Below are 22,339 nucleotides of genomic sequence, written 5' to 3' on the forward strand. Positions count from 1 at the left end.
TGGCCTGTCCACCAACCGAGCGGCCGAAGCAGCCCGAAAGCCGCTGGAAACAAGCTGCCTGATGCCCGGCATGGCCCTCACATCGGCGCGTCGGCGCAGCAGAAGGCGTTGTTCAGACTTTCCTCAACCACCCGCGCGCCCCGGTTTCTTCCTGGTCCAAATACCTCTGCGGGAGCCGCGCGGATGCGCGACGGGGGCAGCGTCCCCTGCCCCGGGTCAGCCCTGATTGGCCAGCGGATCGGGGCCGAAGCGGTTGTCACCCGCCGTACCGCGATGGATGAAGAACGCAAAGATCAGGATCAGCCCCCCGATCACCGGGATCAGAACCAGCAGATACCACCAGCCCGAGCGGTCCACATCATGCAGGCGGCGCACTGCAACGGCGATGCTTGGCAAGAGCACGGCCAGCGAAAAGATCGCGCTGACAATATCGCCGAGGGTCAATTGCAGCACGAGGCTCACCACCAGGACGAAAAGCGCGAACCACCAGAATTCGGAGCGTGCAGCGCGTCCGCTGAAATTGGCGTAATTATCGGTGAGAACCGTCCTGACCGCCGTCATGAAATCCATGGTCCGAAACTCCTTGCCTTTGTCACTTGTCCTTTTGACCGATGCGCGGCTCGGTTCCGGCGCGCAGCCGCGCGATGTTGCCGCGGTGCCGCCACAGGATCAGCGCCGCGAGGCAGGTCGCCAGCGCCACCGCCGCGCCGTGGCCCAACACCAACGCCCAGACCGGAGCCAGCACCGCCGCCACCAGCGCCGCCAACGACGAGATGCGCGCCACCACCGCCGTGGCCAGCCATGTCAGGCACGCCGCGAGCCCCACGGGCCACGCGAGCACCAGCAGCAGGCCAAGGAACGTGGCCACACCCTTGCCCCCGCGAAAGCCCAGCCAGACCGGGTAACAATGCCCGGCGAAGGCCGCGAGCCCCGCGAGCTGCGCCGCGTCCTCACCCGCAATCGCCCGCGCCAGCAGCACCGCCAGCGCCCCCTTGCCGCCGTCCAGCAGCAGCGTGAGCGCGGCGGCCACCTTGTTGCCCGTGCGCAGCACGTTGGTGGCCCCGATATTGCCCGAACCGATCTCGCGCAGGTTGCCCAGCCCCATCACCCGCGCCAGCACCATGCCGAACGGAATAGAGCCCAGCAGGTAGCCCGCCACGGCCCACAGGATCAGGATGCTCGCGGCGCTCTCGACAGGGGGCATCAGGAAGCCTCGTAAACACAGCAACCGGCGACATAGGTGGCGCTCACCCTACCCTGAAGCCGCGCCCCGTCAAACGGCGTGTTCTTGGATTTCGAACGCAGCGCGAACCGGTCTAGGATGAACGGCTTGCCGGGATCGAACAGTACGAGGTCCGCAGGCGCCCCCTGCACAAGCCGCCCGGCAGACAGCCCCAGCCGCTTCGCCGGGTTGAGCGACAGGGCGCGCCACAGCGTCGGCAGATCCAGCGCCTCGGCATGGTAGAGCCGCAGCGCCGCCGGGAGCAGGGTCTCCAGCGCGACCGCCCCGCTCGCCGCCGCCTCGAATGGTTGGCGCTTGCTCTCCTCGTCCTGCGGGGTGTGCATCGAGCTGATGATATCAATCAGCCCTTCGCGCACCGCCTCCGTCACCGCCTGCCGGTCCTCCTCGGACCGGAGCGGCGGCTTGACCTTGAAGAAGGTGCGATAGTCCGACACGTCGAGCTCGTTGAGCGTCAGGTGATGGATGCTCGTGCCCGCCGTGATATCCAGACCGTTACGCTTTGCCCGGTGCAGGGCAGGTAACGCGCGGGCGGTGGTGATCTGGTCAGCGTGATAGCGCGCCTGCGTCATTTCCAGCAGGGCAATGTCGCGATCGAGCCCCATCCGCTCGGCCATCGGCGAGACGGCGGGCAGGCCTCGCAGAGAGGCGAATTTTCCACTCGTGGCCGCCGCCCCCGCGCTCAGCCCGGGATCCTGCGGATGGCCGATCACCAGCGCACCCAGGCTGCGCGCATAGCTCAGCGCCCGGGCCAGCACCTTGGTGTCGCGCACCACGTGGTCGCAATCGGTAAAGGCCACGGCCCCCGCATCCATCAGGAACCCGATCTCGACCATCTCGCGCCCCTCGCGCCCCTTGGTCAGCGCGGCCATCGGCAGCACGTTCACGGGCGCCGCCTCGTTGGCGCGGCGCTCCACGAATTCCAGCACCTCGGGGCTGTCGATGGCGGGCAGCGTGTCGGGCCGCGTGGCCATCGTGGTCACGCCCCCCGCCGCCGCCGACAGCCCGGCGGAGCGATAGCTTTCCTTGTGCCGCTCGCCCGGCTCGCAGACCTTCACGCCGATATCGACGATCCCGGGGGCAAGACACTGCCCGCCGCAATCGACCACCGCCTCGGCCTGCGGCCTGTCCTCGCCGCTGCCGCGCCCGGCGATCACACCGCCGTCGATCAGCAGCCAGCCGGGGCCGTCCGTCCCCGCCTCGGGGTCGATCAGGCGGGCGTTTGTAAAGAGTGTGGTGGTCATGCCGTCCCGTCCTTGCCTCTTGTTTCGCTCATCCCGCCACCCATACCATTACCACCGTCAGCGCCGCGATCACCGCCAGCGCCACCATCGCGATCTTGCCGGACATGCGCGGGTCTTTCGGCTCCTGCATCGCTCAACCCTCCCTCAGGCCGGCGGCGGCGCGGATACGGGCCTCTGTCGTCCCACGGTCCGCCTGGTATTTGATCAGGTGCTTGTCGCCCGAGGCCGTCACCACCTGCACCGCGCTGCCCAGCCCGCGCACAGTCCGGATCTCCGCCAGCCGCACCGCCCGCGTGAGCGGCCCGAGAAGCCGCCGGTCGGTCAAGTCCCAGCGCGCCTGCAACTCGTCGGAGGCCACGTAAAAAGCGCGCACGGTCACCGCCGCAAGCCCGCCCACCGCACCGGTCCAGACATGGGGATTGCCAGCGGCCCAGAGCACCGCCATCCCGAGCGCCATCGCCCCCGCCGCGAGCCACGCGTGATCGCGCCAATAGGTCGCGCGGTCGGGGTGAAAGCTCTCGATCACGCGCTCGCCCTCGGCGAGTGCGGTGGTGGGGGTCATGGAATGGATCGGCCCCTCGCTCATGGCGTTACCACCAGCCAGATCACCAGCGCCACGAGCACCGCCAGCCCAGCAAAGAACACCACCGCCGCAAGCCGTGCCGCGCGGCGCGAATGGCCGGGGCCCGCAGACGGGGCCAGGCTGCCCGCCGCACCGCCCGCGGGCAGCCGCTCGAAACGCACCTCTGGCACATCCTCTTCGAACCGGGCCACGAGGCGCAGACCGCGCCCGGGGCGCAGCACCGTCGCACGACCGCCAAAGGCGCGCGACGGCAGGATCAGCACCCGGCCCGTCAGCCCGTCGATCTGCGGGCGCATTTCCTCGATCTCTGTCTCTGCGATCCCGTGCCCCTCGACCAGATATTCGGACAGCGGCATCGCGCCCAGATCGCCAAGATCGAACAGCTCGATCTCGCGGCCGTTCAACGCGCCGTCAGCCCCCAGCGCATCCATCACCGCCGCGTCATCCAGCGTTGCACCGGCGTCCTCCAGCACGGAAAAGACGCGCACCACGTGCGCCTCGTACGCGGGGGCATGGAGCACGGTGCTCATGCCGCGCGGCGCGCCCGCAGGCCCTGTGCCAGCAGCTCCATCGCCGCCATGCGCACCGCCACGCCCATCTCGACCTGATCCTGTATGACCGAACGGTTGATGTCGTCGGCGATCTCGCCGTCGATCTCGACCCCCCGGTTCATCGGCCCGGGGTGCATCACGATGGCGTCCGGATTGGCAAAGGCCAGCTTCTCGGCGTCGAGGCCGAAGCGGTGGTAATACTCGCGCTCGCTGGGGATAAAGCCGCCATCCATCCGCTCGCGCTGCAACCGCAGCATCATCACCACGTCCACGCCCTCCAGCCCCGCCTTCATGTCGTCGAACACCTCGACCCCGAACTCGGCGATGCCCGCGGGCATGAGCGTCGGCGGGCCGACGAGGCGCACGCGGTTCTCCATCTTGCCCAGCAGCAGGATGTTGGAGCGCGCCACGCGGCTATGCGCGATGTCTCCGCAAATGGCGATGTTGAGCCGGTGCAGCCGCCCCTTGGCGCGGCGGATGGTGAGCGCGTCCAGCAGCGCCTGCGTCGGATGCTCGTGCCGACCGTCGCCGGCGTTGAGCACGGCACAGCGCACCTTCTGCGCAAGCAGGTCCACCGCGCCGGAATGCGGGTGGCGCACCACCAGCAGGTCGGGATGCATGGCGTTGAGGGTGAGCGCGGTGTCGATCAGCGTCTCTCCCTTCTTGAGGCTAGAGGCCTGCATCGCCATGTTCATCACGTCCGCCCCAAGCCGCTTGCCGGCCAGCTCAAAGCTCGCCTGCGTGCGGGTCGATGCCTCGAAGAACATGTTGATCTGCGTCAGCCCGCTCAGCACGTCGCGGTGCTTGGCATCGCTGCGATTGAGCGCCACGTATTCCTCGGCAAGGTCAAGGATGCCGGTGATATCGCCGGGGGTGAGCGGTTCGATCCCGAGAAGATGCGCGTGCGGGTAGGTCATGCCGCCTCCGATGCGGTTTCCCCCGCTTATAGAAAGGCCGCGGCGCATGGGCAAGCCGCGGCACCGGGCTTCATCTTTCCACAAATACTCTCTTCACACGATCGCGGCGCGACGGCCTGCCCTCTTTCCCCTGCCGATGCCGCGCGATAGCGTGTCAGCATGGAATCGCCCCTCACATCCGAGACTGCCCTCGCAAGCCTCGCCTGGCAGATCGAACTTGGCGCGACCGAGGCGATCGGGGATGCGCCGGTCAATCGCTACGACCTGCCGGACAAGACGGCCCAACCGGCGGCAAGACCCCCGGCACAACCCGCCACCACTCATGAAATCGCGGCACCCGCGACGACCGCGCCCGCGGACGGCGATCCCGTGGCCGACGCGCAGGCCGCAGCCGCCACCGCCACCACGCTCGACGCGCTGCGCGCGGCACTCGGCACCTACCCGCATTGCAACCTGAAGCGCGGCGCGCGCAATCTCGTCTTTGCCGATGGCGACCCGGCGGCGCGGGTGATGATCATCGGCGAGGCACCGGGGCGCGACGAGGACCTTCAGGGTCGCCCCTTCGTGGGTCGCGCCGGCCAGCTTCTCGACCGGATGTTCGCCGCGATCGGGCTGTCACGCGGCGACGCGAACCCCGAGACCGCGCTCTACATCACCAATATCTCGCCCTGGCGTCCGCCGCAGAACCGTGACCCCAGCGCCGAGGAAATCGCCATGCTGCGCCCATTCATGGCGCGGCACGTGGCGCTGGCCGCGCCCGATCTCGTGGTGCTGATGGGCAACGTTAGCTGCGACGCGGGCCTGGGGCGGCGGGGCATCACGCGCCTGCGGGGGCAGTGGGCGCAAGCGTACGGCAAGCCCGCCCTGCCGATGTTCCATCCCGCATACCTGTTGCGCAACCCGTCGGCCAAGCGCGAGGCATGGGCCGATCTTCTGGCACTCAAGGCGCGGCTGGAGGGGGGCAGCGCATGATCGTCGAGCCGCTCACGCTGCTGGCCTTCATCCCCGCCGCGCTGGCGCTCAACCTCACGCCGGGGGCGGACATGATGTTCTGCCTCGGGCTTGGCCTGCGGGCCGGTCCGCGCCCGGCCATCGCCGCAAGCGCGGGCATTTCGGCGGGCGGCATGGTGCATGTCACGCTTGCCGGGCTGGGCCTTGCCGCCGCCATCGCGGCGTTTCCGCTGGCGCTCGACGTGATCCGCTGGTTGGGCGTGGCCTACCTTCTGTGGCTGGCTTGGGGCGCGCTGCGGCAAGGGCCGGTTCGGGCACAAGCCCGTGCGATGGGCGCAGCCCGCGCCTTTCGCGAGGGAATGGTCGTCAACCTTCTCAATCCCAAGGTGATCCTCTTCGTGCTTGCCTTTATCCCGCAATTCGTGGACCCGGCCCACGCGATCCTGCCGCAATTCCTCGTCTATGGCCTCGTTCTGGCGCTGGGCGGCCTCATTATCAACGGCGCGGTCGGGGTCTTCGCCGGGGGACTCGGCCGCCGTCTCGCGACTTCGCCCCGGCTCACGCGCGGGGTCGGGCTCGTCTCGGCAGGGATCTTTACCGCCCTCGCTGCCCGCCTCGCCCTCATGCAAAGGAGCTGACGCCCTATGCCGCGTCTCGACGAAACCAAGGAGTTCATCCCGGTGCGCATCGCGCTGCTGACAGTGTCGGACACGCGCGACCTGACGCAGGACCGCTCGGGCGACGTACTGGCCGAGCGGATCGAGGCGGCGGGCCATGCGCTGGCCGATCGCATGGTGGTGCGCGACGAACGCGACCAGATCGTCGAGCAATTGCGCGAATGGATCGCCAAAACCGATATCGACGTGGTGATTTCCACCGGCGGCACCGGGCTCACCGGTCGCGATGTCACCGTCGAGGCGCATCGCGACGTCTACGAGAAAGAGATCGACGCATTTGGCACGGTTTTTACCATTGTTTCGATGCAAAAGATCGGCACCTCCGCCGTGCAGAGCCGCGCCACCGGCGGCGTCGCGGGCGGGACCTACCTCTTTGCCCTGCCCGGCAGCCCCGGTGCCTGTCGCGACGCCTGGGACGAAATCCTGTGCCACCAGTTCGATTACCGGCACCTGCCCTGTAATTTCGTGGAAATCATGCCGCGTCTCGACGAACATCAGCGCCGGAAATGAGCACGGCGCGCGTGTAAAGGGCCTCACGGCTTGGCATTTGCCCGGCAATGGCTAGATTCAACACTGTCCGCACGCCAGCCGGACCGGTTGCACAGGGGTGCGCGCCATGCGGTTTCTGCGCCAGGGATTACTGGGCCTTTTCATCCTGTCATTGACGGCGGGGCTGCTCGGCTATGCCGGGCACGTGATCCGGGACGCCGTCGAGGCGCGAATGGCGCATGAAACGAAAGCCCCCGAGAGGCGCGAGCGCGTATTCGCCGTGCGCACCGTCACGCCCGAAGCCGAAACCGTTACACCACAGCTCGCGGCGTTCGGCCGGATCGAGAGCCGCCGCACCCTCGATATCCGGGCGCAGGTCGCCGGTGAAATTGTCGAGCTTGCCGAGGGTTTCGTCGAGGGTGGCACCGTCGAGGCGGGGCAGTTCCTCGTGCGGATCGACCCGGCGCAGGCAGAGGACGCCCGCGAACGCGCGCGGATCGACCTCGCCGATGCCCGCGCCGAGGCGCGTGAGGCGGATCGCGCGCTGATCCTCGCGCGGGACGATCTCGCGGCGCGCGAGGATCAGACGGCGCTTCAGTCCCGCGCGCTGGCGCGGCAACGCGACCTCGAATCGCGCGGCGTAGGCACCCTCACCGCGATCGAGAGCGCCGAATACAACGTCATGCAGGCGCGGCAAGCGGTGCTTGCGAGCCGCCAGGCACTGGCCGTTGCCGAGGCGCGCGTCGATCAGGCCGCGACATCGGTTTCACGCGCCGAACTGGCGCTGACAGAGGCCGGACGGCGGCTGGCCGAGACGCGGATCACCGCCCGGTTCTCGGGACGGCTGAGCGAGGTGAGCGCGGTCGAGGGCGGGATCGTCGCGGTGGGCGAACAAATGGCTCGGCTGGTTGACGGGCGCGCGCTCGAGGCGGCATTTCGCGTCTCCACGGCGCAATACACACGGCTTCTGGACGCGGATGGCGCACTGATGCCCCTGCCCGTAGCCGCCACGCTCGACAGCGGCGACACTTCGGTCCGCGCGACAGGCCATATCGCGCGCGAGGCCGCGGCCCTAGCCGAGGGCGAGAGCGGGCGCATGATCTTTGCCGCGCTCGACCGGGCACCGGCACTCAAACCTGGCGATTTCGTGCGCATAGGCGTCGAGGAATCGCCGCTGGAAGGGGTGGTGCGGCTGCCGGCATCGGCGCTGGGCGGTGATGGCACGGTACTCGCGGTCGGCGACGGGAACCGGCTGGAGGTGCTGCCGGTCACGCTGTTGCGGCGACAGGTCAACGACGTGCTGCTCGCGGCCCCCGGCGTGGCGGGGCGCGAGATCGTGACCGAGCGCAGCCCGGCGCTTGGCCCCGGCCTCAAGGTGCGGCGCATCGGCGAGGAAGAGGCAGATACCGTGTCTCTGAGTTCCGAACGGCGCGCGCGGCTGCGCGCTCAGGTCGAGGCCGACGCCGCGCTCCCCGAAGACGAACGCCGCCGCCTGCTGGCCGATCTCGCCCGCCCGCGCGTACCTGCGCACACCGTGGCGCGGATCGAAGCCAGAGCCGGGGGCTAAGCCCCGTGGGCGGGATTATCCCTTTCTTCACCCGGCACCGAACGGCGGCCAACCTGTTGCTGATCCTGATGGTGGCGCTCGGGCTGATGACCGCGCCGAACATGCGTGCGCAGTTCTTTCCCGACGTGGTGGTGGACAATGTCTCCGTTACGGTCGCCTGGGAGGGAGCGAGCGCCGAGGACATGGACGCAGGGATCGTGCAGCTTGTCGAACCCGCGCTGCTGGCGGTCGAGGGGGTAACCGAGGCGCGCGCCACGAGCCGCGAGGGCAGCGCCGCGATGACCCTCGAATTCGAGCCCGGCTGGGACATGGGGCGCGCCGCCAACGAGGTCGAGGCCGCGCTGGGACAGATAACCGACCTGCCCGAGGATGCCGAGGAACCGGTGGTCCGCCGTGGCGCGTGGCGCGACCGCGTGACCGACGTGGTCATCACCGGGCCGGTCGGGGCCGAGCAACTGGCCCGTATCGCCGACGAATTCGTCGCCCGGCTGTTCGCCGCCGGGGTGACGCGGGCCACCGTCTCGGGGGTGGCGGTGCCCGAAACGCGGGTCGAGGTGCCCGCGCACGCGCTCGTTGCCCATGACCTGAGCATGGCAGAAATCGCTGCCGCCATCGCCGCGCGCGTCGATGCCGACCCGGCGGGCGACGTGACCGGGGCCAACGCACGTCTACGCACCGGCACCGAAGCGCGCAGCCCCGCCGAGATCGCCGCCATCCCGCTGCGGCTGCGCCCTGACGGCACGGCGCTGACGATCGGCGACGTGGCGACGGTGCGCGCGGGCGGCAGCGACCGCGGGCTTGCCTATTACGTGGGGGACGCCCCCGCCGTCACCGTCCGGGTGGACCGCCCCGCCGAGGGCAACGCGCTCGACGTGCAGGCAAAGGTGGAACAGATCGCGGGCGAGATGCTGCGCCGCCTGCCCGAGGGCGTCGTAATCGAGCTCGTGCGTACCCGGTCCGAGGCCATTTCAAGCCGCCTGACGATGCTTCTCGACAATGCAGCCACCGGGCTGGCGCTGGTGGTAGGGCTGCTGTTTCTCTTCCTCAACGCGCGCACCGCCTTCTGGGTCGCGGCGGGTATCCCGGTGGCGATGCTGGCGGCGCTGGCGCTGATGTATGCCGCGGGCCTCACGCTCAACATGATCTCGCTTTTCGCGATCATCATCACGCTGGGGATCGTGGTGGACGATGCCATCGTGGTGGGCGAGCACGCCGACGCCCGCCACCGCCGCTATGGCGAACCGCCCCCCATCGCCGCCGAACGCGCCGCCGGGCGCATGGCGCTGCCGGTCTTTTCCGCGACGCTAACGACACTGATCGCGTTCTTCGGGCTGGCGATCATAGGCGGGCGGTTCGGCAACCTCATCTACGACATCCCCTTCACCGTCATCGCCGTGCTGACGGCGAGCCTGCTGGAATGTTTCCTGATCCTGCCCAACCACATGGCCCACGCGCTGGCGCGTTCGGCGCGCGAGCGGTGGTACGACATTCCGAGCCGGGTGACGAACCACGGCTTCACGGCCTTTCGCGACCGTGCCTTCCGGCCACTCGTGGGGCTGGTGATCCGGGCACGCTACGCGGTGCTGGCGGCGGCGGTGCTGCTGCTGGCCGTGCAGGTCGCGAGCGTGGTGCGCGGCGACGTGACGTGGCGGTTCTTCAACGCGCCCGAGCGCGGCAGCGTTACAGGCAATTTCGCGATGGCGCCGGGTGCCACGCGCGCCGACGCGCTGGCGCAAATGCGCGTGCTGCAACAGGCGGTGGAGGATCTGGGCAAAGAATACGCCGCGCGCCACGGGCAGAACCCCGTGCAGCATGTGCTCGCGCAGGTGGGCGACCATGCCGGGCGCGGCATGGCCGGGTCCGAGACGCGCGACGACGACCTCAAGGGCGGCATTTCCATCGAATTGATCGACGCCGACCTGCGCCCCTATTCCAGCTTCGCTTTCCTTGCCGACCTGCAGGAACGCGCGCCGCGCCTGCCGATGACCGAGGCGCTGAGCTTTCGCGGGTCGCGCTCGGGCCCCGGCGGGGACGCCATCGACATCGCCCTCTACGGGGCCACGGCAGAAACGCTCAAGGCCGCCGCCGAGGCGCTCAAGACCCGGCTCGCGCAAGAGCCCGAGGTCTCGGCGCTGGAGGACACGCTGGCCTGGGACAAGGCCGAACTGGTGCTGGAACTTACGGCCCACGGGCAGGCGCTGGGTTTCGACATCGACGCGCTGGGGCGCACGCTGCGCAACAGGGTGAGCGGTATCGAGGCGGCGACATATCCCGACGGGCCGCGCTCTGCCACGGTGCGGGTGGAACTGCCCGAGGCGGACCTGTCGGCGGATTTCCTCGACACCACGATGGTGCGCAGCGCCACCGGCCAATACGTGCCGGTGGCCGATATCGTCACAGTCACCACGCGCACCGGCTTTGCCACCGTGCGGCGCGAGAACGGGCTGCGGCTGGTGACGGTTACGGGCGACATCTCGGGCGACGATCCCGCCCGCGCCGCCGCGATCACCCGCGCGCTCGGGGACGATATCCTGCCGCGCATCGCGGGCCAGTATCGCGTCGAATACCGCATGGGCGGTCTAGCCGAGCAGGAGGACGATTTCCTCGCCGATGCGCGGCTGGGGCTGATGCTCACCCTGCTGGGCATCTACCTCGTGCTGGCGCTGGTGTTCGCAAGCTGGGCGCGGCCGCTTGCAGTGATGGCGGTGATCCCCTTCGGCCTTGTCGGCGCGATCTGGGGGCATGCGCACTGGGACGTGCCGCTGTCGATGTTCTCGGTGGTGGGGCTTCTGGGCATGACCGGCATCATCATCAACGATTCCATCGTTCTGGTGACCGCGATCGACGGGCACGCGCGGGGGCGCGGGCTGATCCCCGCCATCATCGAGGGCACGGCGGACCGGCTGCGCGCCGTGGTGCTGACCACGCTCACCACGGTAATGGGGCTCGCGCCGCTGCTGTTCGAGCGCTCGACACAGGCGCAGTTTCTCAAGCCGACGGTCATCACCCTGGTCTATGGCCTCGGCTTCGGCATGGTGCTGGTGTTGATCCTCGTACCCGCGCTTCTGGCCATCGGGCGCGACCTGGGGCGGCCTTTCACGGCGCTGGCGCGCGGCTGGCGGGCGCGGCGTGGCGGCCTGGCGGCACTGATGCGGGGCACAGGTGCTGCGCTGGTGGCGTGGTTCGCGGCAACGGTGGGCTGGGTGCTGGCCACCGGCGCGCTGCCCGCTCCGCTGGCGGGGCTGGTGCCGCTCGCGCCGATGCAGGCGGCGCTGGTGTTGCAGGCGGGCGGGACCGCCGCGCTCGTGGCAATGGCCTGGATCGGGGCCATGGCGACGACACGCAGGCACCGCCAAAGCGGCTTGCGCCGTCCCTGATCCGGCGCTACGCCTGCGCCATGCGGATCGTGCGCGACCATAGCTTTGCCACCGAGGCCGACCGGGGCGCGTCCGTCGCCATCGGCAATTTCGACGGCGTCCACATCGGTCATCGCCACGTGATCGACATCGCCCGCGACGCAGGCGCGCGGATCGGTGCCCCTCTGGGCGTGTTAACCTTCGAGCCGCACCCGCGCGAATTCTTTGCCCCCGACGCCCCCCCCTTCCGGCTGATGAGCGCCGAGGCGCGCACCCACAGGCTGGAAAAAATCGGGGTCGAGCGGCTGTACGAACTGCCCTTCAACGCGGCCCTCGCGGGGCTCAGCCCGCGCGCCTTTGCCAGCGAGGTGCTGGCCGGCGGGCTGGGGCTGCGCCACGTGGTGGTCGGCGCGGATTTCTGCTTCGGCAAGGGGCGCGCAGGCGACGCCGCCGACCTGCGGGCCTTCGGTGCGGAAATGGGCTTTGGCGTGACCATCGCCGACCTGCTCGAAGGCTCGGACGGACAGGTGTCGTCGACCGCGATCCGGCAGGCACTCTCCGAAGGCCGCCCGCGCGATGCCGCGGAAATGCTGGGCCACTGGCACCGGATCGAAGGGCCGGTGGTCGGAGGCGAGCAGCGCGGACGCACGCTCGGATACCCGACGGCCAACATGTCCATCGCCGGGCTGCATCCGCCGCGCTTTGGCGTGTACGCAGTGCTCGTGGACGTGCTCGACGGCCCGCATGCGGGGCAGTATCACGGTGCCGCCTCGCTCGGGCTACGGCCCATGTTTCAGGGCCAGGTGCCCAATCTCGAAACCTTCCTGTTCGATTTCTCCGGCGATCTCTACGGCGCGCATCTCTCGGTCGGCCTTGTCGGCTACCTCCGCCCCGAAGAGACATTCGACGGCATCGACGCCTTCATCGCGCAGATGGATGCCGATTGTGCCCGCGCCCGCGACATCCTGGCCGCGACATGAGCGACGCCGACGATCCCATCGACCGCAGCGGCCTACGCCCCCGCTTCTGGGAGACAACGCCCCTCGACCGCATGACACAGGCGGAATGGGAGGCGCTCTGCGACGGCTGTGGCAAGTGCTGCCTCAACAAGCTGGAGGATGACGAGACCGGCGAGGTGGCGCTGACCCGCGTCGCCTGCCGGCTCTTCGACGACACCACCTGCCGCTGCGCGCAATATCCGATCCGGCATCAATTCGTGCCGGAATGTATCTCGCTCAAGCCCCACACGATCGAGCGCCATGCCTACTGGCTGCCCGAAACCTGTGCGTACAAGCTGCTCCACGAGGGCAGGCCGCTCTTCGACTGGCACCCGCTCATCTCGGGCACGCCCGAGAGCGTGCACGCGGCAGGCGTCTCGGTTCAGCACAGGACCTTGCCGGAATTCGACGTGCCGGAAGAGGAGTGGGAAGACCACATCATAGAGGAGCCCACCTGATGCAATTTGCCTCCGACAATGCCGGTCCCGCCCTGCCACAGGTGATGGAGGCGATGATCGCCGCCAACGCGGGGCACGCCCCCTCCTACGGCGCCGAGGCGCTGATGGAAGAGGTCCGCGACCGGCTGCGCGACCTGTTCGAGGCCCCGCAGGCGAGCGTCTACCTCGTGGCCACCGGCACGGCGGCCAACGCGCTGGCGCTCGCCACCCTGTCGGAGCCGTGGCAGACCGTGTTCTGCACGCCGCTGGCGCATGTCCACACCGACGAATGCAACGCGCCCGAGTTCTTTACCGGCGGGGCCAAGCTCAGCCTCGTGGGCGCAGGCGACAAGATGACGCCGGATGAGCTGGAGCACGCCATCGGCGGCTGGCCCGCGGGCGACGTCCACAACCCGCAGCACGGACCGGTGTCGCTCACGCAAGCCACCGAGCGGGGCCGCATCTATACCTGCGAGGAAATCGCCGCACTCTGCGGCGTGGCGCGCGATCACGGCCTGCCCACCTACATGGATGGCGCGCGCTTTGCCAACGCGGCAGCGGCGCTCGGGTGCACCCCCGCCGAGATGACGTGGCGCGCGGGCATCGACGCCGTCAGCTTCGGCGGCACCAAGAACGGCTGTCTCGGCGTCGAGGCGGTGATCTTCTTCAACCCCGAGAACGCCTGGGAATTCGAGCTGCGGCGCAAGCGATCGGCGCATCTCTTCTCCAAGCACCGGTATCTCTCGGCGCAGATGCTTGGCTATGTCACGGCGGATGCATGGCGCGAGGCGGCGCAGCTCGCCAATGCCCACGCCGCCAGGCTGGCCGAGGGCCTGCGGACCGTGCCGGGGGCCGAGATGGTGCACAACCGCGAGGTCAACATGATCTTCGCCCGGCTGCCGCGAGCCACCCACCGGCGGCTCAGGGCGGCGGGCGCGGCCTACGCGCTCTACGAGGGGCCGCTGGACGCAGGCCCGGACGAAGAGCCGCTGATGGCCCGATTCGTATGCGACTGGTCGGTGGGCGAGGACGAGATCGACCGATTTCTGGAAATGGCGGCGGGGTAGTGTTCGTCGCCTGACAAAGGTTCCTGGTCTGCCTTTGGTGCGCGTTTGGTCGCTCGGACGAAGGGGCGGGTGTGCGGACGGAGGGGACGTTCGTCGCTACCGAACGAATTTCCGCTCGGGGTGTAACTTCCGCATCAGTAATCACAAACGTCCCGCGTGACGGTCACGACACCAATCTCAGCTCCGTCAGTTCGCTGGTAGACATGCTCGACGGTCGCACCGGCCTCGATCACGAAGCGCAGAGCCTCGTAGGTGCAGTTGTGCTGGACAAGCCCCATGCGCATCGACATGGGAAGTGCGTCTGGGTTCGTCGAGACCTTATAGACGTAACGAAGGGTCGTGCCATCGCCCACGACGCGCAGCAAGGTCGTCGTCTCGTCAACGCGCTGGCTCGACACCTCCGCCGCCATCTGACGAAGTGTTTCCTCGAGCCCCTGACCGCGCAGCATCATGTCCACGCCTGCTCGCTGCATCGCTGGATCGTTCTCTGCTTCTGCGACCATCCGGTTCGTTTCCACTTGAATGAACGCGCTCAAGGCGACGCTTGCAAAGAGAAGGACGAAGCCCGTCAGCACACCCAAGGTACCTGTCAGGAGCGGGATCGTTGGTGCGCGGTTCGCGGACACTTCGTTTTTCGACGGCGTGAGCAGAAGCCAGAAGTTCGCGATTGGTATGAAGGCGAGGAAGGCCACCCGCGCGTGTCCGTAGGCGTCGCGCGATCGGGCCATCGCAATGATACCGAAGGCATAACCGACACCAAGCCGGACAACCACGTCCACGAGCATTAAGAGCCAAAGGAATCCGCCGGTCATGGCCGGGATCGAGCCCAACCAAACAAGCTGCGATGCGGCAGCGACGAAGAACAGAAGCCCGGAATAGGCGAAGTAGGGAACACGCCGCAGCTCGGCGGTGCTCTTGTGAAAGATCGCCGCGACAATAGCGCCCGCGATGATGATCCCGTAGGCGATCAGCCGCAGGCTGTCCTCGGTTTGGCTAACATACTGGATCGCAAGGTCTTCAAACATACCGCAGCTTTGCGGGTCCCACTAGCACTGTCAATGAATTGGCATCAAACCGGACATCAATTCATCGCGCCGCATTGGTCGAGTTAGGCCCCCCAGCCCTCATCCTACCCCTTTCGCTCAAGGCTGCCGACCCCGTGCCCGATACGCTGCGTCCATCGGGTATCTCATGTCACGTGGCGACCGCCACGCCCCTCACCCAGCGTAATCCGAATCGCTGACATGGTCGAGCCAGTCCGCCGTGCGCCCGTCCACCGATTCCTGGATGGCGAGGTGGCACATCACGCGGTCCGGTGCCGCGCCGTGCCAATGCTCCTCGCCGGGTGGAATCCAGACCGTGTCGCCTTCGCGGATCACCTCCACCGCGCGGCCGCGGGTGGCGACGCGGCCCACGCCCGACAGCACGTGCAGCGTCTGCCCGCGCGGATGCGTGTGCCACGCGGTACGCGCGCCGGGCGCGAAGGTGACGCGCAGCGCGCGGATATCGGTCCCGGCCCCCTCGCCGATCACCGGCTCGTGCCAGACCGTGCCGGTGAAATACTCGGGATCGGCGGGACGGCTCGCGCGTGTATCTGTCCTGATGATTTCCATTGGCCACTCCCTTGTTTCGCTCCCGATCCTACGCCGCGCGCCGCATGATGCAACGCCGCTTTTTCCCCGGCGACTCTCTTGACGCCCCGTGGCTTTGCGCTTAAGCACCGTTCACGGAATTCGGGGCGCTGCCTGTGGCGGTGCCCGTTTGTATTGAGACAGGGCCTCGATGCCCTCACCCAGAGACGAGGATGACCCCATGTCGCGCCGCTGCGAACTGACTGGAAAAGGCCCGATGGTCGGCAACAACTCGAGCCACGCCAACAACAAGACCAAGCGCCGGTACCTGCCGAACCTCAACGACGTGACGCTGCAATCGCAGACGCTGAACCGCGGCATCAAGCTGCGCATCTCGGCACACGCCCTGCGCAGCGTCGATCATCGCGGAGGGCTCGACGCCTTTCTCGCCAAGGCCAAGGACGAAGAGCTTTCGGCCGCCGCGCTGAAGGTCAAGAAAGAGATCGCCCGCGCACAGGCCGCCACCGCCTGAGCCCGGCCCCGATCCGACAGACCTGCCCCGTCGCGCCGCGGCGGGGCTGTTTCGTTTTGTCGCTTGCCGCGCGCGCCCGGACCCGCCTATACCTGCGGGCGATGACAGCCTCGCGCGGCATAACCACTCTCGGGCTCTGCCTGTTTCTGGCGCTGACCAGCGTCACCCTCGCGGTGGCGCGCGGCGCGCCGGGGCCGGTGGGGGTGATGGTGATCTGCACCGGCGAGGGGATGCAACGACTGGCCGTCGATGCCGACGGACAGCCGGTGGCGCCGCCGCATATCTGCCCCGACTGCCTGCTCGCCTTCCACGCCAGCCCGCTGCGCGATCCCCTGCCCGCCCCGCGCGCCGCCTGCACAACCGCGCGCGCGCCCTTCGCCGAGGCGAGCCACGCCGCCGCGCCAGCGCGCCCAGCGATGCTGGCGCGCGCGCCCCCGCTCCGGGTCTGAGTTCACAGTTTCCCGCAACCAGACCCATAGGAGCGACACCATGTCCCTCAGATCCACCGCCTTCACGGCGCTTGCCGCCCTCACCCTCGCCGCGCCCGCCATGACGCAGGAAATCCATGTGCTCGACCCCTACGCCCGCAGCGCCAGCCCGGTGGCGAAATCCGGCGCCGCCTTCATGCTGATAGAGAATATCGGCGATGCGGATGACCGGCTCATCGGAGCCGCCTCGCCCGCCGCCAAGGTGACGCAGCTTCACACCCATCGCGAAAAAGACGGCGTGATGAAGATGATCCATGTCGAGGAGGGCTTTGCCGTCCCGGCGGGCGAGACCATTTTTCTGCAGCGCGGCGGCAACCACGTCATGCTCATGGGCCTGGCCGAACCGTTCGAGCAGGGCAAGACTATCTCGCTCACCCTCGTCTTTGAGAAATCCGGCGAGATCGAGATCGAGGTGCCGGTCGATCTCGCGCGCAAGGCCGGGCAAGGCAACGGGCAAGGTCACGGCGACTGAACGCCCGCCTCTCCGATAAGGCCCGCCACCCACTCGGGCACGACACGCGAGGCGCGGCCCTGCCGCGCCTCGTGGAAATCGCTTGCCACCGCAGACGCCTCCAGATTGATCTCGACGCAATGCGCGCCCGCGCCTGCCGCCTCCTGCGCAAATCCAGCCGCAGGCCAGACCTGCCCCGATGTGCCGATTGCCGCAAATAGGTCGGCACCGGCCAGATGGTCCAGAATCTCCTCCATCCGGTAGGGCATCTCGCAAAACCAGACCACGTCGGGGCGGCAGGCGCACGCACCGCAGGCCGGGCAGGCATCGGCGCGTGACATCTCCGGTGGCGCGTCCCACCGGTGGCCACAAGCGGCACAGAGCGCGCGCGCCAACTCTCCGTGCATGTGGATCACCCCCCGGCTCCCCGCCGCCTCGTGAAGGGCGTCCACGTTCTGCGTGACAATGACCACCTCGCCGGGGTGCGCCGCCTGCAGCCGCGCAAGCGCCGCGTGCGCGGCATTGGGCCGGACACCGGCGGCCTGCGCACGGCGGGCGTTGTAGAAACGGTGCACGCGGCCCGCGTCGCGGGTAAATGCCTCGGGCGTGGCCACGTCCTCGATCCGGTGCTTGGCCCACAGGCCGCCCGCGTCGCGAAAGGTCGCAAGCCCGCTTTCCGCAGAAATCCCCGCGCCGGTGAGAATGACGATCTTTTCCATCGCGACCTCCCCGTCTATATCTGCCGGATCGGAGGCCCCATGACCACCCGGATTCTCTTTGTCTGCCTTGGCAATATCTGCCGCTCGCCCGCCGCCGAGGGCGCGGTTCGCGCGCTGTTGCCCGGCGCGCAAACCGACAGCGCGGGCACGAGCGACTGGCATGTGGGCGAGCCGCCCTATGGCCCGATGCAGCACGCGGCACAGGCACGCGGCCTCGACATCTCCGATCTGCGCGCGCGGCAATTCGAGGCGGCAGATTTCGAGCGCTTCGACCTGATCGTCGCGATGGACGACAAGAATCGCCGCACGATCGAGGCGCTGCGGCCAGCGCACTGCGCTACGCCGGTCACCCTGCTCACCGATTACGCGCCCGAGGCGCGTGCCGATCACGTCCCCGACCCCTATTACACGCGCGATTTCGACGGTGTGCTCGACCTGATCGAGAGCTGCGCGCGGGGTCTCGCCGCGCGGCTCTGATCCGTGCGCCCGTTCGGAAAGTCCGAAACCGGCTTTCACGTGCTGGAAAAACCCCGTCACATCCCCGGCAAATCGCTTGCCCGTCACGGCGCCGCGCCCCATTCCAAGAGGGGAAGGAGACCCGCACCATGCCGCTGACATACCTCAAGACCGCCCACGCAGCGCTGCCACAGGCCGCTGCCGATATCGCCGACACGGTGCAGGTCATGCTCGCGCGGCTGCGGGCGGGCGGCGCGCAGGTGGCGCTGGAATACGCTCGCGACCTCGATGGCTGGGACGGGCCGGTGACGCTCGGCGAGGCCGAGATCGCAGCCGCCTCAGGCCGCGTGCCGCAGGCGCTCAAGGACGATATCGCCTGGGCGCATCATAACATCTCGCGCTTTGCCGCCGCCCAGCGCGCCACCGCGCAGGACATGGAAATCGAGCTGCGCCCCGGCCTGATCGCCGGGCAGAAGCAGATCCCGGTGCGCGCGGCAGGGTGTTACGTCCCCGGCGGGCGCTACAGCCATATCGCTTCGGCGCTGATGTCCATCGCCACCGCGCGAGAGGCCGGCGTAGGCGACATCACCGCCTGTTCGCCCCCTTCGGGGCCGGGCGGCATCCCCGATGCGCTGGTGCACACGATGCACCTCGCCGGGGCCACGCGTATCCTGTGCCTCGGTGGGGTGCAGGGCGTCGCAGCGATGGCTTTCGGGCTGTTCGGTGCGCCGGCGGCGGATATCCTCGTCGGCCCCGGCAACGCCTACGTGGCCGAGGCCAAGCGCCAGCTTTTCGGTCCCGTCGGGATCGACATGTTCGCCGGGCCAACGGACAGCCTCGTGCTCGCCGATGACAGCGCCGATCCCGAGACCGTAGCCGCCGACCTCGTGGGACAGGCCGAGCACGGCGCGACCTCGCCGGTGTGGCTCGCGACCACCTCGCGCGCGCTGGCCGAGACGGTCATGGCGCGCGTGCCCGCGCTCATCGCCGCCCTGCCCGAACCAAACCGTACCGCCGCTGCGACCGCGTGGCGCGACCTGGGCGAGGTGGTGCTGTGCGACAGCACCGAAGAAATGGCCGCCCATGCCGACGACCGCGCGCCCGAGCACCTGCATGTGCAGGCCCGCGATCTCGACTGGTGGCTGGATCGGCTCGCCGCCTATGGCTCGCTGTTTCTGGGCGAACGCACGACCGTGGCCTTCGGCGACAAGGCGGCGGGGCCCAACCATGTCTTGCCCACCTCCGGGGCCGCGCGCTACACGGGGGGGCTGTCGGTGCACAAGTTCCTCAAGACGGTTACCTGGCAAAGGGTCGAGCGCCAGGCGCTCGGCGATCTGGCCGGGGTGACGGCGCGGCTCAGCCGGGCGGAGGGGATGGAGGGGCACGCGCGCAGCGCCGATATCCGCATGGGCGCGGAGGACCGTGCCCTCACCTCGACGGGGTAGAGCGACCGATGAAAACCGTGGGCATTCTCGGGGGGATGGGGCCAGAGGCCACCATCCTCCTGATGCAAAAGGTGATGGCGGCGGTGCGCGCGCGCGACGATTCCGACCACGTGCCGCTCCTCGTGCACCAGAACCCGCAGGTGCCCAGCCGTATCAAGGCGCTTATCGAGGGGACCGGAGAAGACCCCGGCCCCACCCTCGCGCGCATGGCCCGCGACCTCGAGGCAGGCGGCGCGCAGGCGCTCGCCATGCCGTGCAACACCGCGCATTTCTACGCCGCTGCAGTTCGCGAGGCGACGGCGTTGCCGTTTCTCGACATGCTGGACCTGACCGCCACCCACCTAGCACATGCGGGCGCGCGGCGCATCGGCATGCTCGCCTCGCCTGCGACACGGCTGGCCGGTGTTTTTGACGCGCCCTTCGACAATCATGGCCTCACACCGGTCTTTCTCCGGGACGACGCGGCCCTCCTGTCGGTCATCCGCGCGGTCAAGGCGGGCGAAGCGCTTTCCGCGCTCCGCCCCCGCCTGCGATCCGAGGCCGAGGCCCTCATCGCGAAAGGGGCCGATCACCTGCTGATCGCCTGCACCGAACTCTCGCTGATGTCCGATGCATTACCGACGCAATACCGACAACATACCGACAGCCTCGATTGCCTGACCGCCGCCATCGTGGACTTCGCCCGCGCCTGATCCCGCCCGTTCAAATCCGTCACGGGAAATGGTGCGCGCAAGGCCCTGCGCCCGGCCATGCACGCAGCGCATCAATGGGGCAGGAATGATGAGGGCTTGACTTGCGGGCCCCTCGGCGGGACCAGTTACCTTTCTGGATCTAATCGACGGAAATGCCATGCAGGTCTTGTTGAGAGAGGCAATAGGGATCGCACAGGGCGACGAGTCCCTCTTTTCCGATTTCGCGGATGGCGGCGAGATGTGGACCGCCGAGGGCACGCGCGAACGGCGCAAGCGGGTGGTGTTCGACCCGCCCTTCCGGGCGGCGCCGAGCGTCCATGTCGGCCTGTCACTGTGGGATACCGATTGCAGAACCAACGCCCGCATGGAGGTGAGCGCCGACAACATTGCCGCGGGCGGGTTCGACATCGTCTTTCGAACCTGGGGCGACACGCGCATCGCCCGCGTGCGGGTACGCTGGATCGCCATCGGTGCGGCACATCACGAGGATGACTGGCGCGATCTCGAATGACCGCCGCGCTCAGGAGCGTCGCAAAAGACTGAGAAGCTGTTGCGAGGGCAGACCATCCGCCTCGGCCCCGACCGACCGCTGGAACGCCCGGATTGCAGCTACCGTATTGGGCCCCACGATCCCGTCGATCTTCTCCACCGCGAATCCCTTGCGCTTCAATCGGCGCTGCATTTCCTTGCGCTCGTCGAAGCTCAGCGGGTCATAGCCGCGCGGCCAACTCGCCTGGATGGGTGGGCCGCCCGCGATCCGGTCGGCAAGATGTCCCACCCCGAGCGCATAGGCATCGGCGTTGTTGTAGCGCTTGATGACGTCGAAATTGGCGAACACCATGAACGACGCCCCCGCCGGACCCGCCGGTTGCAGGATGCGCGCCGAGCCGTAATCGCGCACCGCGCGCCCGTCTGTCCCCACCACGCCGCGCGACGCCCAGTCCGAAGGCATCCGGCTGGTGTTGCCAAAGGACGCCCCGCGCGGCACGCGTACCTCCACACCCCAGGGCATCCCCTTGCGCCAGCCGAACCGCTTGAGATACGCCGCCGTCGAGGCCAGCGCATCGGTGGGATCGTCCGACCACACGTCGCGCCGGCCGTCACCCGTGAAATCCACCGCATAGGCAAGGTAGGAGGTCGGGATGAACTGCGTGTGCCCCATCGCGCCCGCCCAAGAGCCCTTCATGTCGCGCGGGTTCACGTCGCCCGATTGCAGGATCTGCATCGCGGCAATCAACTGTTTCTCGAAGAATGCGCCGCGCCGCCCGTCATAGGCCAGAGTCGCCAGCGATTGCACAAGCGGCAGATCACCGAGCCGTGTGCCATAGGTGCTCTCCATGCCCCAGACCGCAGTGACGATCTCCTTTTCCACGCCGTAATGCGCCTCGATCCGATTCAGCACGCGGCGATGGCGGCGCAGCGCGGCCCGCCCGTCCTCGACCCGTTTCGGCGAGATGGCCGCGTCGAGGTAATCCCATATCTCGCGCTTGAACTCGGATTGGTTGCGGTCCTTTGCCACCACCTCCGGGTCATAGCGAACGCCCTGAAAAGCGCGGTCGAACACGTCGCCACGGATACCCGCCGAGGCCGCCCGCGCCCGGAACCCGGCGATCCAGCGGTCAAAGCCCGTATTGCCGCTTGCCAGTGCGACACGGGCACCGTCAGCCACATCGGGCCGGGCGCGCGGTCGCAGGCTGCGCACCGGCACGTCCACCGAGATCACCACCGCCGCGCTCACCGCGCCGGACCCCGGCCGCAATTGCGGGCGCGGAGATTCCGTCACCGACGCCGCGACTGCCCCCCCGAAAAGGAGCGCCAACCCCGTTACCAACACCAGTCCTGCCCGCATCGCCTGTCTCCGCCTGCCCGGATTATCGGTCGATCATAGCGCGATTGTTCCCGTTCCGA

25 protein-coding genes are annotated in these 22,339 nt (G+C 68.5%); 15 read left to right on the forward strand and 10 right to left on the reverse strand.

The annotated features are described in order from the left end of the window. Positions 1-216 precede the first annotated feature (216 nt). From C6W92_RS14140 to C6W92_RS14165, 6 genes are all read right to left on the reverse strand, one after another. Positions 217-570, reverse strand: coding sequence for a DUF805 domain-containing protein (locus tag C6W92_RS14140; protein ID WP_129434317.1), 354 nt, complete (start codon positions 568-570; stop codon positions 217-219). A 22-nt stretch (positions 571-592) separates the two neighbouring features. Then, positions 593-1,204: a glycerol-3-phosphate 1-O-acyltransferase PlsY gene (gene plsY / locus C6W92_RS14145; protein WP_129434319.1), complete on the reverse strand. Its 612-nt coding sequence runs from the start codon at positions 1,202-1,204 to the stop codon at positions 593-595. Beyond that, positions 1,204-2,484, reverse strand: coding sequence for a dihydroorotase (gene pyrC / locus C6W92_RS14150; protein WP_129434321.1), 1,281 nt, complete (start codon positions 2,482-2,484; stop codon positions 1,204-1,206). Before pyrC ends, plsY begins: the two co-directional genes overlap by 1 nt. Positions 2,485-2,617: 133 nt before the next feature. Then, complete coding sequence (locus tag C6W92_RS14155) at positions 2,618-3,070, reverse strand: hypothetical protein (protein WP_129434323.1); 453 nt, start codon at positions 3,068-3,070, stop codon at positions 2,618-2,620. Continuing rightward, a complete protein-coding gene (locus tag C6W92_RS14160) occupies positions 3,067-3,597 on the reverse strand; it encodes a hypothetical protein (protein ID WP_129434325.1) in 531 nt (176 codons plus the stop codon). Before C6W92_RS14160 ends, C6W92_RS14155 begins: the two co-directional genes overlap by 4 nt. After that, entirely contained in the window at positions 3,594-4,535 is a 942-nt protein-coding gene (locus C6W92_RS14165; RefSeq protein ID WP_129434327.1) for an aspartate carbamoyltransferase catalytic subunit, read from the reverse strand. The genes C6W92_RS14160 and C6W92_RS14165 overlap by 4 nt, the downstream gene beginning before the upstream one ends. A 159-nt stretch (positions 4,536-4,694) precedes the next feature. Here C6W92_RS14165 and C6W92_RS14170 point away from each other — a divergent pair, with 159 nt between their 5' ends. The 8 genes from C6W92_RS14170 (at position 4,695) to C6W92_RS14205 (ending at position 14,077) form a co-directional block, all read left to right on the forward strand. Beyond that, positions 4,695-5,507 (forward strand): uracil-DNA glycosylase, encoded by an 813-nt coding sequence (locus tag C6W92_RS14170; protein ID WP_129434329.1) that lies wholly within the window; start codon positions 4,695-4,697, stop codon positions 5,505-5,507. Continuing rightward, complete coding sequence (locus tag C6W92_RS14175; protein ID WP_129434331.1) at positions 5,504-6,124, forward strand: LysE family translocator; 621 nt, start codon at positions 5,504-5,506, stop codon at positions 6,122-6,124. Before C6W92_RS14170 ends, C6W92_RS14175 begins: the two co-directional genes overlap by 4 nt. A 6-nt stretch (positions 6,125-6,130) precedes the next feature. Beyond that, a complete protein-coding gene (gene moaB / locus C6W92_RS14180; protein WP_129434332.1) occupies positions 6,131-6,673 on the forward strand; it encodes a molybdenum cofactor biosynthesis protein B in 543 nt (180 codons plus the stop codon). A gap of 106 nt (positions 6,674-6,779) precedes the next feature. After that, on the forward strand, positions 6,780-8,219 hold the full coding sequence (locus C6W92_RS14185) for an HlyD family efflux transporter periplasmic adaptor subunit (protein WP_129434334.1): 1,440 nt from the start codon (positions 6,780-6,782) through the stop codon (positions 8,217-8,219). A 5-nt stretch (positions 8,220-8,224) separates the two neighbouring features. Then, positions 8,225-11,596, forward strand: coding sequence for an efflux RND transporter permease subunit (locus C6W92_RS14190; RefSeq protein ID WP_129434336.1), 3,372 nt, complete (start codon positions 8,225-8,227; stop codon positions 11,594-11,596). Between the two features lie 20 nt (positions 11,597-11,616). Continuing rightward, complete coding sequence (locus tag C6W92_RS14195; protein WP_129434338.1) at positions 11,617-12,555, forward strand: bifunctional riboflavin kinase/FAD synthetase; 939 nt, start codon at positions 11,617-11,619, stop codon at positions 12,553-12,555. Next, entirely contained in the window at positions 12,552-13,031 is a 480-nt protein-coding gene (locus C6W92_RS14200) for a YcgN family cysteine cluster protein (RefSeq protein WP_129434340.1), read from the forward strand. Before C6W92_RS14195 ends, C6W92_RS14200 begins: the two co-directional genes overlap by 4 nt. Beyond that, the gene (locus C6W92_RS14205) at positions 13,031-14,077 is read left to right on the forward strand and encodes a beta-eliminating lyase-related protein (protein WP_129434342.1); all 1,047 of its coding nucleotides are present in this window, start codon (positions 13,031-13,033) and stop codon (positions 14,075-14,077) included. The genes C6W92_RS14200 and C6W92_RS14205 overlap by 1 nt, the downstream gene beginning before the upstream one ends. 134 nt (positions 14,078-14,211) lie before the next feature. On the opposite strand, the gene C6W92_RS14210 is transcribed toward C6W92_RS14205, so the two are convergent. Beyond that, positions 14,212-15,102, reverse strand: a complete 891-nt coding sequence (locus tag C6W92_RS14210) for a hypothetical protein (RefSeq protein WP_129434344.1) — start codon at positions 15,100-15,102, stop codon at positions 14,212-14,214. 192 nt (positions 15,103-15,294) lie between these two features. Continuing rightward, entirely contained in the window at positions 15,295-15,690 is a 396-nt protein-coding gene (locus C6W92_RS14215; RefSeq protein WP_129434346.1) for a cupin domain-containing protein, read from the reverse strand. 199 nt (positions 15,691-15,889) lie between these two features. Here C6W92_RS14215 and rpmB point away from each other — a divergent pair, with 199 nt between their 5' ends. The 3 genes from rpmB (at position 15,890) to C6W92_RS14230 (ending at position 17,140) form a co-directional block, all read left to right on the forward strand. Next, complete coding sequence (gene rpmB, locus C6W92_RS14220; protein WP_104019607.1) at positions 15,890-16,180, forward strand: 50S ribosomal protein L28; 291 nt, start codon at positions 15,890-15,892, stop codon at positions 16,178-16,180. A gap of 101 nt (positions 16,181-16,281) precedes the next feature. After that, positions 16,282-16,629, forward strand: coding sequence for a hypothetical protein (locus tag C6W92_RS14225; protein WP_129434348.1), 348 nt, complete (start codon positions 16,282-16,284; stop codon positions 16,627-16,629). Between the two features lie 40 nt (positions 16,630-16,669). Then, the gene (locus C6W92_RS14230; RefSeq protein ID WP_129434350.1) at positions 16,670-17,140 is read left to right on the forward strand and encodes a copper chaperone PCu(A)C; all 471 of its coding nucleotides are present in this window, start codon (positions 16,670-16,672) and stop codon (positions 17,138-17,140) included. On the opposite strand, the gene C6W92_RS14235 is transcribed toward C6W92_RS14230, so the two are convergent. After that, on the reverse strand, positions 17,128-17,838 hold the full coding sequence (locus tag C6W92_RS14235; RefSeq protein WP_129434351.1) for an NAD-dependent deacylase: 711 nt from the start codon (positions 17,836-17,838) through the stop codon (positions 17,128-17,130). The two genes, C6W92_RS14230 and C6W92_RS14235, sit on opposite strands and share 13 nt — an antisense overlap. A gap of 39 nt (positions 17,839-17,877) precedes the next feature. On the opposite strand from C6W92_RS14235, the gene C6W92_RS14240 reads away from it, so the two are divergent. From C6W92_RS14240 to C6W92_RS14255, 4 genes are all read left to right on the forward strand, one after another. Further along, positions 17,878-18,315, forward strand: coding sequence for a low molecular weight protein-tyrosine-phosphatase (locus C6W92_RS14240; protein ID WP_129434352.1), 438 nt, complete (start codon positions 17,878-17,880; stop codon positions 18,313-18,315). Positions 18,316-18,443: 128 nt separating this feature from the next. Next, on the forward strand, positions 18,444-19,739 hold the full coding sequence (gene hisD, locus C6W92_RS14245; protein WP_129434354.1) for a histidinol dehydrogenase: 1,296 nt from the start codon (positions 18,444-18,446) through the stop codon (positions 19,737-19,739). 8 nt (positions 19,740-19,747) lie between these two features. After that, on the forward strand, positions 19,748-20,431 hold the full coding sequence (locus C6W92_RS14250) for an amino acid racemase (RefSeq protein ID WP_129434356.1): 684 nt from the start codon (positions 19,748-19,750) through the stop codon (positions 20,429-20,431). Between the two features lie 157 nt (positions 20,432-20,588). Then, positions 20,589-20,942: an H-type lectin domain-containing protein gene (locus C6W92_RS14255; RefSeq protein WP_104019614.1), complete on the forward strand. Its 354-nt coding sequence runs from the start codon at positions 20,589-20,591 to the stop codon at positions 20,940-20,942. A gap of 9 nt (positions 20,943-20,951) precedes the next feature. Here C6W92_RS14255 and C6W92_RS14260 read toward each other — a convergent pair whose 3' ends face one another. Next, positions 20,952-22,280, reverse strand: a complete 1,329-nt coding sequence (locus C6W92_RS14260) for a lytic murein transglycosylase (RefSeq protein ID WP_129434358.1) — start codon at positions 22,278-22,280, stop codon at positions 20,952-20,954. Positions 22,281-22,339: the final 59 nt, after the last annotated feature.

The organism is Roseovarius sp. A46 (assembly GCF_004126395.1).
Lineage (GTDB): Bacteria > Pseudomonadota > Alphaproteobacteria > Rhodobacterales > Rhodobacteraceae > Roseovarius > Roseovarius nitratireducens.